The organism is Vibrio japonicus, from assembly GCF_024582835.1.
Classification (GTDB): Bacteria; Pseudomonadota; Gammaproteobacteria; order Enterobacterales; family Vibrionaceae; genus Vibrio; species Vibrio japonicus.
Window position 1 is genome coordinate 86,591 of record NZ_CP102096.1, and the last position, 14,161, is coordinate 100,751.

Consider the following 14,161-nt stretch of genomic DNA (forward strand, 5'->3'; position numbering starts at 1 on the left):
TGCACTCATCCCTTTTTGAGATACCCATGACAGCCACACTAATAGCCGAACAATCTGATCCAACGGTGACGCCACAAAGCATACTTGAGGAGGTCTTCGGATATCAGACGTTTCGTGATGGACAACAAGAGGTGATCGAGTCTGCGGTCGCAGGGCAAGACAGTTTGGTTATTATGCCAACGGGTGGTGGTAAGTCGCTTTGTTATCAAATCCCGGCGTTGGTTCGAAATGGCCTGACGCTCGTGATCTCTCCGCTGATTTCGTTAATGAAAGACCAGGTCGATCAGCTAAAAGCGAATGGCGTGGCGGCAGAGTGCGTTAATTCAACCATGTCACGTGAAGAGCTGATCTCCGTGTACAACCGAATGCATTCAGGTGCCATAAAACTGATTTATGTTTCCCCTGAACGCGTGTTGATGCGTGATTTTATAGAACGTTTAGAGAGCTTGCCGCTGTCGATGATCGCGGTGGATGAAGCGCACTGTATTTCTCAGTGGGGACATGATTTTAGACCGGAATACGCCTCTTTAGGTCAGCTAAAGCAGTATTTTCCGCATGTGCCAGTGATGGCGCTCACGGCAACGGCTGATGATGCTACTCGTAAAGATATCATGCATCGTTTACAACTTTGCGAGCCCCATGAGTATCTGGGTAGCTTTGATAGACCGAATATCAGCTATACCTTAGTTGAAAAGCACAAACCCGTTTCTCAGGTGGTTCGATTTCTCGAAAACCAGAGGGGTCAATGCGGTATTATCTACTGCGGTAGCCGAAAGAAAGTTGAAATGTTGACAGAAAAACTGTGCAACAACGGCTTGCGAGCGGCCAGTTATCATGCGGGTTTGGAAGTGGATGAGCGTGCTTACGTACAAGATGCCTTCCAGCGTGATGATATTCAGATAGTGGTCGCCACAGTTGCATTTGGTATGGGGATCAACAAACCTAATGTGCGTTTTGTGGTTCACTTTGATATCCCTCGTAACATCGAGTCTTACTATCAGGAAACCGGTCGTGCCGGACGTGATGGTTTGCCAGCAGAAGCGATGATGCTCTATGACCCAGCGGATATCAGTTGGTTGCGCCGCATGTTGGACGAAAAAGATGATGGCCCGCAAAAACAAGTCGAAGCGCATAAGCTCCACGCAATGAGTGCGTTTGCTGAAGCACAAACCTGCCGTCGACAAGTGCTGCTCAACTATTTTGGCGAGTATCGCGAAAAGCCGTGTGGTAACTGCGATATCTGCCTAGACCCACCGAAACATTTCGATGCAACGGAGCAGGCGCAAAAAGCGCTGTCTTGTGTGTATCGCGTCAATCAGAGTTTTGGTATGGGCTATGTGGTGGAAGTGCTGCGCGGTATGCAAAATATTCGTGTACGTGAGAATGGCCACGATAAGATCTCAACCTACGGGCTTGGACGTGAGAACAGCCATGACTACTGGGTAAGTATTTTCCGCCAGTTGATTCACAAAGGATTGTTATCCCAAAATATTACCCGCAACTCAACGCTGCAGCTAACTGAAGAAGCGAGGCCACTGTTGCGCGGTGAGATGTCGCTTGAACTCGCAGTGCCTCGCCTAGATACGGCAGCGCGAGCGGCTAAATCAGATAAGCTATCGAACAAACACTACGACAAAAAGCTGTTTGCTAAATTACGTAAGCTGCGTAAAGCGATCGCTGATGAAGATGGTTTACCACCATATGTGGTATTCAGCGACGCAACCTTGATCGACATGGCCGAGATACTGCCAACTTCCTATGGCGAAATGCTGGCGGTAAACGGAGTCGGGCAACGTAAGCTGGAAAAATACGCCGATCCATTCTTAGATTTAATTCAGGAGCACTTAACTAATCATGGTTGATCAACAAACGGAATTTGGCCTGCAAGAGTATCAGGCAGACGAAGGTCGCATTATTATTCGTACCCCAAGCTTTGACTTTGACTCTTTTCCAGAGCTTGGAGCGCGTTTAGTCGAGCTGCTATCTGCGACAGTGGTCGAAAAGCAGTGGGATGCCGATATTCACTCTTGGCTGATTGACTTTGAAGGCTGCCAACTGTTCTTGAGAGCCGAGCATTACAGTGAGTGCGTATGGTTTGAAGCGCTTTCAATTGAAGATTCAAAAGAAGAACTTGCGTTCCTAGCCAGCCTTTTTCAGCGCGGATTTTAGTACGCCAACGATTGCGTAATTACTCAGGCTTGCGGCTATAGTTGGTTAATGTATAATCGCCCGCCGCGATATTTGTCATATTTGAAGTTTCATCATCGTTGACTACATTCGTCCTCCCTAATCACATAGGTTCCCTATGCTCATAGGGCAGTACTCATTTGTCGCCTTGTTGAAACTCCAACTATTTAAAATATCTTAATCTCTTTATTTACATTGTTGGTAAGAGTCGTTCCAAATAGTTGGGATAGATTCGATTTGGGTTCCCTCACCCCCAAACCAAACTAAAAAGGTATCGCATGAGTAACTTTACCCCTGCGCAGCAGCGCAAAGCCCTTTTCTTTTTGACCCTGTTTCACCTGATCATTATTGCATCGAGCAACTATCTGGTTCAGCTTCCGTTTACCATCTTTGGTTTTCATACCACTTGGGGTGCTTTCACTTTCCCATTTATTTTCTTAGCAACGGATTTAACGGTTCGTGTCTTTGGTGCACAGTTGGCTCGTCGTATTATCTTCTTGGTAATGTTGCCAGCCTTGGCAGTGTCGTACGCGCTGTCAGTCTTGTTCTATGAAGGCCAGTTCCAAGGTTTTGCTCAGTTGAGTGAGTTTAACCTGTTTGTCGCACGTATTGCTGCGGCGAGTTTTATGGCGTATCTACTTGGTCAAATCCTTGATGTGCACGTATTCAACCGTCTGCGTCAGCTAAAACAATGGTGGGTCGCGCCTACGTGTTCAACGTTGTTTGGTAACGCGCTAGATACCATTGCTTTCTTTGCGATTGCTTTCTACCAAAGCCCAGATCCATTTATGGCGGAGCATTGGACAGAGATCGCCTTGGTCGATTATGGCTTCAAGCTAGTCATTAGCTTGGGTCTGTTTGTCCCAATGTACGGCGTGTTGTTGAACTACTTAGTGAAGAAGCTGACCGCAGTGAATCCAGAGTTCAAGATGGTCGGTGCAAACTAAGCCCCATCAAAAACAAAAAAGCCCGAGTGAGAACATCACTCGGGCTTTTTGCTATTTGTTAGACTCGCTATTTGGCAATCACGTTCAGTGGCCAGCCAATATCCGTTTGTCGGTTGGCTTCGATTTCAAGCTCGGCCGCAGTAAGAGGGTTTGCCTCTAGCCACTGGGCGTCAATTGATAATGTCAGTTTGTCTCCATCCGAACTTAGCGTAAACGCTGGCTCCAAATCTGGATTTCTACGATGTGACAATAGAACGGCAACGCGCAGTAGGCGTAAAACACGTTTAGCACTTGTACCAGAAATGGCGTGCTGTTCTGGGAGTGACGTCAGTTGATCACGGTAGCGTCGCGCCACTTCACCCAATAGGTGTTTTTGTGCGCGAGTGTAGCCAGGTAGATCAAGGTTTTGAAGTAGGTAAGCGTTGTGCTCACCACCTTTCTTGAAGTCAATCGTGAGACCAATTTCGTGTAGCTTGGCGGCGGTATCAAGCAGAATGTGCCCTTGCTCTTCATTGATCCAATCTTGTTGGCATTGCCTTAAAAGCTTGGCTGCCATAGAGGCGACTTGGTCACCGTAGCTAGTATCGATTTGGTAGCGGCTTTGTACACTAGCGATCGTGCGCGCACGAATATCGTCTTGCTTTAGCTCTTCTACCATCTCGTAGACTAAGCCTTCACGCAGCGCGCCGCCTGCTAGTGTCATCGAATCAATTTCTAACAGCTCAAAAATGGCGATCAATATAGATAGGCCGCTTGGAAATACCAGTGCTCGCTCTAAGGTTAGCCCTTCAATTTCAAGTTCTTCAAGGTGCTCAGCACGCATCGCCTGTTTCTGAAGACGTTTTAGCTTGGCGAGTGTAATCACCTCATCCATGCCCTGTGCCAACATGATTTCTTGCAACGCTTGCACTGTACCAGAAGCACCGACACACACGTCCCAACCTATCTGCGTGTATTGCTCTAAGATAGGTTGCAAGGTGTCTTTAGCTGCTTGAATCGCGTTATTAAAGTTTGTCGACGTTAGCTGGCGATCTTTAAAATGACGTTCTAGCCAAGTCACGCAGCCCATCTTAAGGCTAGTCAAAGCTTTCGCTTCAAAGCCTTCACCGATAATTAGCTCGGTACTGGCACCGCCAATATCGACTACCAGGCGGCGGCCACTGCCTCCAGAGGTATGCGCAACACCTTTATAAATAGTGGCGGCTTCCTCTTCTCCACAGATAACTTCAATATCGTAACCTAAGATCTGGTTTGCTTTTTCCAGAAACTTTTCAACGTTTGTCGCGGTACGAAGCGTAGCTGTACCCACAATACGAATATTCTCTTTCGGAATATCCTGAAGTCGTTCAGCAAATAAGCTCAGGCAGTCCCAACCTCGCTGCATGGCTTCCAGACTAAGAGCATTATGTTCATCTAACCCAGCGGCTAGGCGAACCTTGCGTTTTATCTTAGCCATAGTTTGTACGCTTCCATCTATATGACGCACAACGAGCATATGAAAACTGTTCGATCCGAGATCGATGGCTGCATATAGCGGAGATGATACTGCTTGGCTCATAGACGCTTAAGAATCCTTCTGTTGACGCGGACGAGAGCGAGTGTTTTGGCGACGGTTGTTTGAACGTGAACCACCAGTATTAGTACGGCGCTGTTGCGGACGATTAGAACGCATACGAATTGGAGCTGGAAGATCTTCAATCAGCGCGCTTGGGTCGTAATCAGAAACTGGAATCGCGTGTTCTATATACTCTTCGATTGCTGGCAAGTTGATTGCGTAATCTTCACAAGCAAAGCTAATCGAGTGACCGCTTGCACCAGCACGACCTGTACGACCAATACGGTGTACGTAGTCCTCACAATCGTCTGGTAAATCGTAGTTATAAACGTGTGTCACTTGTGGAATGTGCAGACCACGGGCAGCAACGTCGGTCGCAACCAGAATATCCACTTCACCTTTAGTGAATTGATCCAGAATGCGTTCACGTTTCTTCTGCGGTACATCACCCGTTAGTAGACCAACACGATGACCATCTGCAGCTAAATGTCCCCAAACCGAATCACACTTGTGCTTGGTGTTAGCGAAAATAATTGCACGGTCTGGCCATTCTTCTTCAATCAGAGTTTGAAGCAGCGCCATTTTGTGTTCGTTGGATGGGTAGAACAGCTCTTCTTGGATACGGTGACCGGTTTTCTGTTCAGGCTCTACTACCACGTGCTCTGGATTATGCATGTGCTCGAACGCCAGCTCTTGTACGCGGTAAGACAGCGTCGCAGAAAACAGCATGTTCAAACGCTCTTTTGGTTCAGGCATACGGCGGAATAGGAAACGAATGTCCTTAATAAAGCCAAGGTCAAACATGCGATCCGCTTCGTCTAATACTACTGCTTGAATGTGGTTTAGGTTGAACACTCGTTGCTTGTAGAAGTCAATGATTCGGCCAGTCGTACCGATCAAAACGTCAACACCTTGCTCTAGTTTGGCAAGCTGTTTGTCGTAGCTTTCTCCGCCGTAAGCAAGTGCGGCTTTAATACCTGTGCTTTCGATTAGAGGCGCTGCGTCGTTGTAGATCTGAATAGCTAACTCACGCGTAGGGGCCATGATGATGGCACGCGGCTGAGTTGGTTTACGGCCTTCATGTTCAGGCGTATTCAGTAGGTGGTTAAAAGTAGCAGTCAAGAAAGCCAGGGTTTTACCTGTCCCTGTTTGAGCCTGACCTGCAATGTCTTGGCCGGTGAGCAGTACCGGCAACGCCAAGGCTTGAATTGGGGTACAAAATTCGAACCCTTTTTTAATCAAACCTTCAGTAACTTGGGCATGCAATCCCAAATCGGCGAACTTTTGCTCTGTGATATGCGTCTTTTTCATGGCTATAGAATATCAGCTTAAGCTTGCAATACGAAAGTAAATACATTCCAATAGGGCATCTTAATACTGGTTATCATCCAACCAGTTCTGAAAAACACATTGGAGTGGAAGATGAGTGATAAGATTTTGCAGCTAACTGATGACGGTTTTGAAAACGATGTAATCAACGCTGCAGGCCCTGTATTAGTAGACTTTTGGGCAGAATGGTGTGGTCCTTGTAAGATGATTGCTCCGATTCTGGACGAAGTCGCTGAAGAGTACGAAGGCAAACTCACTATCGGTAAACTAAATATCGACCAAAACGCAGGTACACCACCTAAATTTGGTATTCGCGGTATTCCAACGTTGCTTCTATTTAAAGATGGCAGCGTAGCAGCAACTAAAGTAGGCGCGCTGTCTAAGACTCAACTAAAAGAGTTCCTAGACGCAAACCTGTAATAGTCACATAAGACCGTGCATTGTAAATAATGCACGGTTTTGTTTTTGTGCTCCAACAAAATCTAGACTAGGCTAGTATTTAGTGCTAATTTATCGCACGTTAATTAAACAAGTTCTCTTCTTGGTCGATCCTGTGACCAAATCCATCTTAACTAAATAACAGATCCTATTTTGACTAAACAAGTATCCACCACCATGAATCTAACAGAACTGAAAAACAGACCTGTGTCTGATCTTGTAAAACTTGGCGAAAGCTTGGGCCTTGAAAACCTTGCGCGTCTAAGAAAACAAGACATCATCTTCGCCATCCTTAAAGCGCATGCGAAAAGTGGTGAAGATATTTTTGGCGACGGGGTTCTGGAAATACTTCAAGACGGTTTTGGTTTCCTACGTAGTGCCGACAGTTCATATTTGGCCGGCCCTGATGATATCTACGTATCTCCTAGCCAGATTCGTCGCTTCAACCTACGTACAGGTGACTCAATTGCAGGTAAGATTCGTCCACCAAAAGACGGTGAACGTTACTTTGCTCTGTTAAAAGTTAACACAGTTAACGACGACAAACCGGATAATGCGCGTAACAAGATTCTTTTTGAGAACTTAACACCGCTGCATGCTAACGAACGCATGGTGATGGAACGCGGTAATGGCTCGACAGAAGACATTACGGCACGTGTATTGGATTTGGCTTCACCAATCGGTAAAGGTCAGCGTGGTCTGATTGTTGCTCCGCCAAAAGCGGGTAAGACAATGCTACTGCAAAACATCGCGCAGAGCATTGCCTACAACCATCCTGAGTGTGAGTTGATGGTACTGCTTATCGATGAGCGTCCGGAAGAAGTAACGGAAATGCAGCGCCTAGTTAAAGGTGAAGTGATCGCGTCTACGTTTGATGAGCCAGCGTCTCGTCACGTACAAGTGGCAGAAATGGTTATCGAGAAAGCGAAGCGTCTTGTTGAGCACAAAAAAGACGTCGTTATTCTTCTTGATTCTATTACTCGTCTAGCGCGTGCATACAACACCGTTGTGCCATCGTCAGGTAAAGTACTGACTGGTGGTGTGGATGCAAACGCTCTGCATCGTCCGAAGCGCTTCTTCGGTGCGGCACGTAATGTAGAAGAGGGCGGTAGCTTAACGATCATCGCAACAGCACTGGTTGATACTGGTTCTAAGATGGATGAAGTTATCTACGAAGAATTTAAAGGTACAGGTAACATGGAATTGCACCTGAACCGTAAGATTGCTGAGAAGCGTGTCTTCCCTGCGATTGACTTCAACCGTTCTGGTACTCGTCGTGAAGAACTTCTTACGAAGACAGACGAACTACAAAAAATGTGGATCCTGCGTAAGATTGTTCATCCAATGGGTGAAACCGATGCGATGGAATTCCTCATTGATAAACTGGCAATGACGAAGACCAATGATGAGTTCTTTGATGCAATGCGTCGCCAGTAATTAAAATTTAACAAAAACGCCATCGACTATATCGGTGGCGTTTTTGTTTGCATTCTCTCTGCTGAGCAAGCAAAATGGCGAGAATGTTACAAGGAGGTTAACATGCAACAAGGAATGTTGTCGTCAGTTCTCCTATCTGCATCTATGCTATTGGGAACACCTATTGCTTCCGCGATGGAAATGACGTCCTCGCGTGTGGAAGTTCTGCTCGAGGATGAGCAAATACATCAAAAAGTCGCTGAACTTCTGCAATATGCAGTTGAAGATAATATCGACTCTCTTAATTTTGCGATCGAGAGGCTTACTTTGTCTCAGCAAGAGGTCGCTCGTTATCTATTGCTCAAAAAAATTGAAGAGCAAAGCATCATTTTAACTCCCAAAATGGCGTTGTTTGTCGAGCGTCAGACATCGATGGTGCCTACTTACCAAATCCTTGAAAGAGGAGATGGTTACGAGTTTTCTGTTCCTGCCTTTAACTATCCTTCTATCGCAAATCGCTTAATCAAACGCTGGAAACAAGATCAGTCAACACTCGATTTTGTGCTGAAAGCCGAGCGTGAAGAGCTCAAACTAAAAGAGTGGTTGTCTGGCAGTGAGTATCAAGTTCAAACTCGCGAAACGTTATTGATCCGCGAGCTCGATAGTTTGTCTCCCAATGCAATTAATGCCTTAACTAGCCAGCTGACACAGGAAGCTGTTACAAGTTGGTTGCCATCATCAGCGGTGATGGTGAGGTTGGCACAAGTTAGCGAAGACTCACAAGTGTATAAGTTGTTATGGTTGATGCGAGCTGACTTTAATAGCCAGAAAGAACTGTCTAGGCTGGGTTCGATTGCAGATGATTTCTCTATAGAGCAATTGAAGATCGCTACACAAAATCCAAGGCTAAAAGAGAAAGCACTTCAGGCTTTGGCGAGCATCAAACCTCTAAATAATGACATTCGAGAGTTTCTCATCAGCAAGATGGCGATTAAAGAAGATGCCGAAATCGTCGCTAATGAACTTGCGCGTCAAGGCTATCAATCTTGGTTAGAAGAGCTGGTAACAAGCAATAAAAAAGTACGCAGTAGTGCGATTACTCATGCACTGTCTTTATAGCGCATAAAATGGACGTAAATAACCATATGAAAAAGAGGGATCGAATGAACCCTCTTTTTGTTATACTGCGTGCAGATTAACCAGTCCATCAGAAGGCCTATGAGTTTTAAGGATTTACGCGACTTTATTGCCCACCTTGAACAGCAAGGGAAACTAAAGCGCATCTCTCACCCCGTTGACCCTAACTATGAGATGACAGAAATCAGCGATCGCACTCTTCGTGCGGGTGGGCCTGCATTACTATTCGAAAATCCAATCGGATACGATATGCCAGTGCTAACCAATCTATTTGGTACACCCGAGCGAGTAGCAATAGGTATGGGTCGCAGTGACGTCAAAGAACTCCGTGAAGTGGGGAAGTTGCTCGCTTATCTCAAAGAGCCTGAGCCGCCACGCGGATTTAAAGATGCATTGGAAAAAATCCCAGTGTTTAAGCAAGTCTTAAACATGCCAGCCAAAAGATTGCGTAAAGCACCGTGTCAGGAGATAGTTTGGCAAGGTGATGACGTTGACCTAGATAAAATTCCGGTTATGAGTTGCTGGCAAGACGACGTTGCTCCTCTGCTGACATGGGGATTGACCGTAACTCGTGGTCCGCATAAAAAGCGCCAGAACTTAGGCATTTACCGTCAGCAAAAAATTGCCAAGAACAAAATCATCATGCGTTGGCTTGCTCACCGTGGTGGAGCGTTAGACCTACGTGACTGGATGGAAACCAATCCAGGTAAGCCATTTCCAGTATCTGTTGCATTCGGTGCTGATCCAGCGACCATTCTTGGTGCGGTAACGCCAGTACCAGATACCTTGTCGGAATACGCATTCGCAGGATTGCTACGTGGTAGTAAAACCGAAGTGGTTAAATCCATCAGTAACGATCTAGAAGTACCCGCAAGTGCAGAGATCGTTATGGAAGGTTACATCGACCCGAATGAATTTGCCGACGAAGGGCCGTATGGCGATCACACTGGTTACTACAATGAGAAAGAAAAGCATCACGTCTTTACCATTACGCATATCACCATGCGTAAAGACCCAATTTACCACAGTACATACACAGGACGCCCACCTGATGAGCCAGCTGTTTTAGGCGTTGCACTTAACGAAGTCTTCGTGCCTATTTTGCAAAAGCAGTTCCCGGAAATTGAGGATTTTTATCTTCCGCCAGAAGGCTGCTCTTATCGTATGGCCGTTGTGACGATGAAGAAGCAGTATCCGGGCCATGCGAAGCGAGTCATGCTGGGTGTATGGTCTTTCCTACGTCAATTCATGTATACCAAGTTTGTTGTTGTGTGTGATGAAAGCGTTAATGCTCGTAGCTGGGATGATGTCATCAAAGCCATGACAGAGAATATGGAACCTGTACGCGATACCTTGATGATTGAGAATACGCCGATCGATTCATTGGATTTTGCTTCTCCGGTTGTTGGTCTTGGCTCAAAAATGGGTATGGACGCAACGATTAAATGGGATGCGGAAAATGTGACTGCTCCAGAATTAACTGACGGTCCAAAGATCGATATCACTACAGAGCAACTAGAGGTGCTTAAAGCTCAGCACCCAGAGATCATTGACGTAGCGCTACCTGTATCTGCTGGTCATGATCGCTTTGCAATCGTATCAATGCACAAAACACAAGCTCATCAATCAAAACAGGTATTAAGTGATGTTTGGGAGTTTTTAGACCAGTTCACCGATGCGAAGTTTGTCATTCTTTGCGATCAAGACGTCAATGTTCATGATTGGAATGACGTGATTTGGGCGATGACCACCCGTATGGACCCTGCACGTGATACGTTGCAAATTCCCGCAAAAGACGGTCGAAGCTCTAAACTTGGTCTAGATGCAACCAATAAATTTTCTGGAGAGGTTGAACGTGAGTGGGGCATTCCGATTAAGAAAGATCCTCAGCTCGTTGCGCAGGTAGACGAGAAATGGAGTAAGCTGGGGTTATCATGAGTAAAACAATCATCTTGCAGCCAAAGGGTATTAGGTTTGAGGTGCAAGATGGGCAAACGGTCTTGGAAGCTGCGCTCAATAACAATATTAGCTTTCCAAATCGATGCCAAGTTGGAGCGTGTGCAGCTTGTTTGTGCCGCAAACTAGAGGGAACAGTAAGTTATCACCTTGACCCAATGCTCACAGAGAAAGAGCAAGAACAAGGTTGGATATTTGCGTGTCAGGCAATCGCCGAAAGTAATTTAGTACTTACTTTTGAGGAGTAGGTAAGAGGAACACCATGACCATTCAATGTAAAGTAAAGTCCATTAAGCCATTGGCGAGTAATACATATCAAATTCTCCTTCACCCAGAATCACCAGTGAACTTTAAAGCTGGTCAGTATCTTATGGTAGTTATGGGTGAAAAGGATAAGCGACCATTTTCAATTGCAAGTAGCCCTTGCCGACATGCAGGAGAGCTCGAACTACATATCGGTGCCGCAGAACACAACGCATACGCACTAGAAGTGGTAGAAGCAATGAAGCTTGCTCTTGAAAATGGTAGCGATATTACGATCGATGCACCTCATGGTGATGCTTGGATAAAAGAAGACAGTGAACGACCTTTACTACTTATCGCTGGTGGTACGGGATTCAGCTATGTTCGCTCAATCTTGGATCACTGTGTGGCACAGAATAAAGACAATGAAATCTATCTGTACTGGGGCGCACGTGATGAGTGTCAGCTCTATGCTAAAGAAGAGTTAGTTGAGATAGCTAGTCAGAACAGCAATGTGCATTTTATCCCTGTTATTGAGCAAAATACGAGTGAGTGGCAAGGTAAAGTAGGAAATGTACTTCAAGCGGTGAGCGAAGACTTTGGTTCATTAGCTGAATACGACATTTATATTGCTGGCCGTTTTGAAATGGCGGGAGCCGCGCGAGAGCAGTTCACGCAGAACAAAGGCGCACAAAGTGACCGAATGTTTGCTGACGCGTATGCCTTCATTTAAAAATGATGTGATACTGGATAAAAAGAGAGCATATTGCTCTCTTTTTCTTTGTTTTTGGGCGTAAAACCAACGAACGCTTATTTTTTTAAACTTTTTATGAAAAATGGGTTGCGCTATCCAATGAACTCCCTATAATGCGCATCCACTGACACGGCAGACAGCAAAAGGCTTCAGCAGTGTTAGAGAGGTGAAAGCTTCTCGAGAAAATAAATTTGAAAAAGTGTTTGACTCTTCAAATTATCTCGCTAGAATGCACCTCCGCTTTGAGAAGAAAGCTTCTCAAAAGAAAAGCTCTTTAACAATATAAATCTATCAATCTGTGTGGGCACTCGTTGATGATAATCCAATTAGATACCTCGGTATCAAATTAGGTTTCAATGATACGAAGTGACCATTGAATCTTCGGATTCAGCACAGTCAATTCATTATCGTTCTGTTGGAACGATAATAGCTTTAAAATTACATTAGTAGTTTTGAAGTCAGTATTCATTGAGCCGACAAAATCTTAAATTGAAGAGTTTGATCATGGCTCAGATTGAACGCTGGCGGCAGGCCTAACACATGCAAGTCGAGCGGAAACGAGTTAACTGAACCCTCGGGGGACGTTAACGGCGTCGAGCGGCGGACGGGTGAGTAATGCCTGGGAAATTGCCCTGATGTGGGGGATAACCATTGGAAACGATGGCTAATACCGCATAATAGCTTCGGCTCAAAGAGGGGGACCTTCGGGCCTCTCGCGTCAGGATATGCCCAGGTGGGATTAGCTAGTTGGTGAGGTAAGGGCTCACCAAGGCGACGATCCCTAGCTGGTCTGAGAGGATGATCAGCCACACTGGAACTGAGACACGGTCCAGACTCCTACGGGAGGCAGCAGTGGGGAATATTGCACAATGGGCGCAAGCCTGATGCAGCCATGCCGCGTGTATGAAGAAGGCCTTCGGGTTGTAAAGTACTTTCAGCAGTGAGGAAGGTAGTGTAGTTAATAGCTGCATTATTTGACGTTAGCTGCAGAAGAAGCACCGGCTAACTCCGTGCCAGCAGCCGCGGTAATACGGAGGGTGCGAGCGTTAATCGGAATTACTGGGCGTAAAGCGCATGCAGGTGGTGTGTTAAGTCAGATGTGAAAGCCCGGGGCTCAACCTCGGAATAGCATTTGAAACTGGCAGACTAGAGTACTGTAGAGGGGGGTAGAATTTCAGGTGTAGCGGTGAAATGCGTAGAGATCTGAAGGAATACCGGTGGCGAAGGCGGCCCCCTGGACAGATACTGACACTCAGATGCGAAAGCGTGGGGAGCAAACAGGATTAGATACCCTGGTAGTCCACGCCGTAAACGATGTCTACTTGGAGGTTGTGGCCTTGAGCCGTGGCTTTCGGAGCTAACGCGTTAAGTAGACCGCCTGGGGAGTACGGTCGCAAGATTAAAACTCAAATGAATTGACGGGGGCCCGCACAAGCGGTGGAGCATGTGGTTTAATTCGATGCAACGCGAAGAACCTTACCTACTCTTGACATCCAGAGAACTTTCCAGAGATGGATTGGTGCCTTCGGGAACTCTGAGACAGGTGCTGCATGGCTGTCGTCAGCTCGTGTTGTGAAATGTTGGGTTAAGTCCCGCAACGAGCGCAACCCTTATCCTTGTTTGCCAGCACTTCGGGTGGGAACTCCAGGGAGACTGCCGGTGATAAACCGGAGGAAGGTGGGGACGACGTCAAGTCATCATGGCCCTTACGAGTAGGGCTACACACGTGCTACAATGGCGCATACAGAGGGCGGCCAACTTGCGAGAGTGAGCGAATCCCAAAAAGTGCGTCGTAGTCCGGATCGGAGTCTGCAACTCGACTCCGTGAAGTCGGAATCGCTAGTAATCGTGGATCAGAATGCCACGGTGAATACGTTCCCGGGCCTTGTACACACCGCCCGTCACACCATGGGAGTGGGCTGCAAAAGAAGTAGGTAGTTTAACCTTCGGGAGGACGCTTACCACTTTGTGGTTCATGACTGGGGTGAAGTCGTAACAAGGTAGCGCTAGGGGAACCTGGCGCTGGATCACCTCCTTATACGATGATTATTGCGATGAGTGTTCACACAGATTGATAGTTTTTGAAGCGAAAGCTTCGAGCTATTATTGCTCTTTAACAATTTGGAAAGCTGACAAAACAACAATTTATTGTTGTTTGTAAAGTTCTCAATGTTTGTCTTTAAAGACAAACACCAATAC

The 14,161-nt window shown here is 46.3% G+C and carries 11 protein-coding genes and 1 rRNA gene; 10 read left to right on the plus strand and 2 right to left on the minus strand.

The features are described 5' to 3' along the window. The first annotated feature begins 26 nt into the window (after positions 1–26). From recQ to NP165_RS00410, 3 genes are all read left to right on the plus strand, one after another. Positions 27–1,862 (plus strand): ATP-dependent DNA helicase RecQ, encoded by a 1,836-nt coding sequence (recQ, locus tag NP165_RS00400; RefSeq protein ID WP_257084429.1) that lies wholly within the window; start codon positions 27–29, stop codon positions 1,860–1,862. Beyond that, a complete protein-coding gene (locus NP165_RS00405) occupies positions 1,855–2,169 on the plus strand; it encodes a DUF3630 family protein (RefSeq protein WP_257084430.1) in 315 nt (104 codons plus the stop codon). Before recQ ends, NP165_RS00405 begins: the two co-directional genes overlap by 8 nt. Before the next feature lie 296 nt (positions 2,170–2,465). Next, entirely contained in the window at positions 2,466–3,134 is a 669-nt protein-coding gene (locus NP165_RS00410) for a 7-cyano-7-deazaguanine/7-aminomethyl-7-deazaguanine transporter (RefSeq protein WP_257084431.1), read from the plus strand. A 67-nt stretch (positions 3,135–3,201) separates the two neighbouring features. On the opposite strand, the gene gppA is transcribed toward NP165_RS00410, so the two are convergent. Together gppA and rhlB are read right to left on the minus strand one after the other, a co-directional pair. Continuing rightward, positions 3,202–4,692 (minus strand): guanosine-5'-triphosphate,3'-diphosphate diphosphatase, encoded by a 1,491-nt coding sequence (gppA, locus tag NP165_RS00415; RefSeq protein ID WP_257084432.1) that lies wholly within the window; start codon positions 4,690–4,692, stop codon positions 3,202–3,204. Between the two features lie 6 nt (positions 4,693–4,698). After that, a complete protein-coding gene (gene rhlB, locus NP165_RS00420; protein ID WP_257084433.1) occupies positions 4,699–6,000 on the minus strand; it encodes an ATP-dependent RNA helicase RhlB in 1,302 nt (433 codons plus the stop codon). Between the two features lie 111 nt (positions 6,001–6,111). Between rhlB and trxA the strand changes: the two genes are divergently transcribed. From trxA to NP165_RS00455, 7 genes are all read left to right on the plus strand, one after another. Further along, positions 6,112–6,438 (plus strand): thioredoxin TrxA, encoded by a 327-nt coding sequence (gene trxA / locus NP165_RS00425; protein WP_053410962.1) that lies wholly within the window; start codon positions 6,112–6,114, stop codon positions 6,436–6,438. Positions 6,439–6,633: 195 nt separating this feature from the next. Next, positions 6,634–7,893: a transcription termination factor Rho gene (rho, locus tag NP165_RS00430; RefSeq protein ID WP_257084434.1), complete on the plus strand. Its 1,260-nt coding sequence runs from the start codon at positions 6,634–6,636 to the stop codon at positions 7,891–7,893. Positions 7,894–7,995: 102 nt separating this feature from the next. Further along, entirely contained in the window at positions 7,996–8,991 is a 996-nt protein-coding gene (locus NP165_RS00435; protein WP_257084435.1) for a hypothetical protein, read from the plus strand. Positions 8,992–9,090: 99 nt separating this feature from the next. Then, complete coding sequence (gene ubiD / locus NP165_RS00440) at positions 9,091–10,947, plus strand: 4-hydroxy-3-polyprenylbenzoate decarboxylase (RefSeq protein WP_257084436.1); 1,857 nt, start codon at positions 9,091–9,093, stop codon at positions 10,945–10,947. Then, on the plus strand, positions 10,944–11,213 hold the full coding sequence (locus NP165_RS00445; RefSeq protein ID WP_257084437.1) for a 2Fe-2S iron-sulfur cluster-binding protein: 270 nt from the start codon (positions 10,944–10,946) through the stop codon (positions 11,211–11,213). The genes ubiD and NP165_RS00445 overlap by 4 nt, the downstream gene beginning before the upstream one ends. Positions 11,214–11,227: 14 nt before the next feature. Beyond that, positions 11,228–11,941: an NAD(P)H-flavin reductase gene (fre, locus tag NP165_RS00450; protein ID WP_257084438.1), complete on the plus strand. Its 714-nt coding sequence runs from the start codon at positions 11,228–11,230 to the stop codon at positions 11,939–11,941. 507 nt (positions 11,942–12,448) lie between these two features. After that, a 16S ribosomal RNA gene (locus NP165_RS00455) occupies positions 12,449–14,000 on the plus strand. The last annotated feature ends 161 nt before the right edge of the window (positions 14,001–14,161 follow it).

Bases quoted from the DNA above. Each gene is read 5' to 3' on its own strand.
- recQ (WP_257084429.1), top strand. From the start codon at position 27: ATGACAGCCACACTAATAGCCGAACAATCTGATCCAACGGTGACGCCA.
- NP165_RS00405 (WP_257084430.1), top strand. From the start codon at position 1,855: ATGGTTGATCAACAAACGGAATTTGGCCTGCAAGAGTATCAGGCAGAC.
- NP165_RS00410 (WP_257084431.1), top strand. From the start codon at position 2,466: ATGAGTAACTTTACCCCTGCGCAGCAGCGCAAAGCCCTTTTCTTTTTG.
- gppA (WP_257084432.1), bottom strand. From the start codon at position 4,692: ATGAGCCAAGCAGTATCATCTCCGCTATATGCAGCCATCGATCTCGGA.
- rhlB (WP_257084433.1), bottom strand. From the start codon at position 6,000: ATGAAAAAGACGCATATCACAGAGCAAAAGTTCGCCGATTTGGGATTG.
- trxA (WP_053410962.1), top strand. From the start codon at position 6,112: ATGAGTGATAAGATTTTGCAGCTAACTGATGACGGTTTTGAAAACGAT.
- rho (WP_257084434.1), top strand. From the start codon at position 6,634: ATGAATCTAACAGAACTGAAAAACAGACCTGTGTCTGATCTTGTAAAA.
- NP165_RS00435 (WP_257084435.1), top strand. From the start codon at position 7,996: ATGCAACAAGGAATGTTGTCGTCAGTTCTCCTATCTGCATCTATGCTA.
- ubiD (WP_257084436.1), top strand. From the start codon at position 9,091: ATGAGTTTTAAGGATTTACGCGACTTTATTGCCCACCTTGAACAGCAA.
- NP165_RS00445 (WP_257084437.1), top strand. From the start codon at position 10,944: ATGAGTAAAACAATCATCTTGCAGCCAAAGGGTATTAGGTTTGAGGTG.
- fre (WP_257084438.1), top strand. From the start codon at position 11,228: ATGACCATTCAATGTAAAGTAAAGTCCATTAAGCCATTGGCGAGTAAT.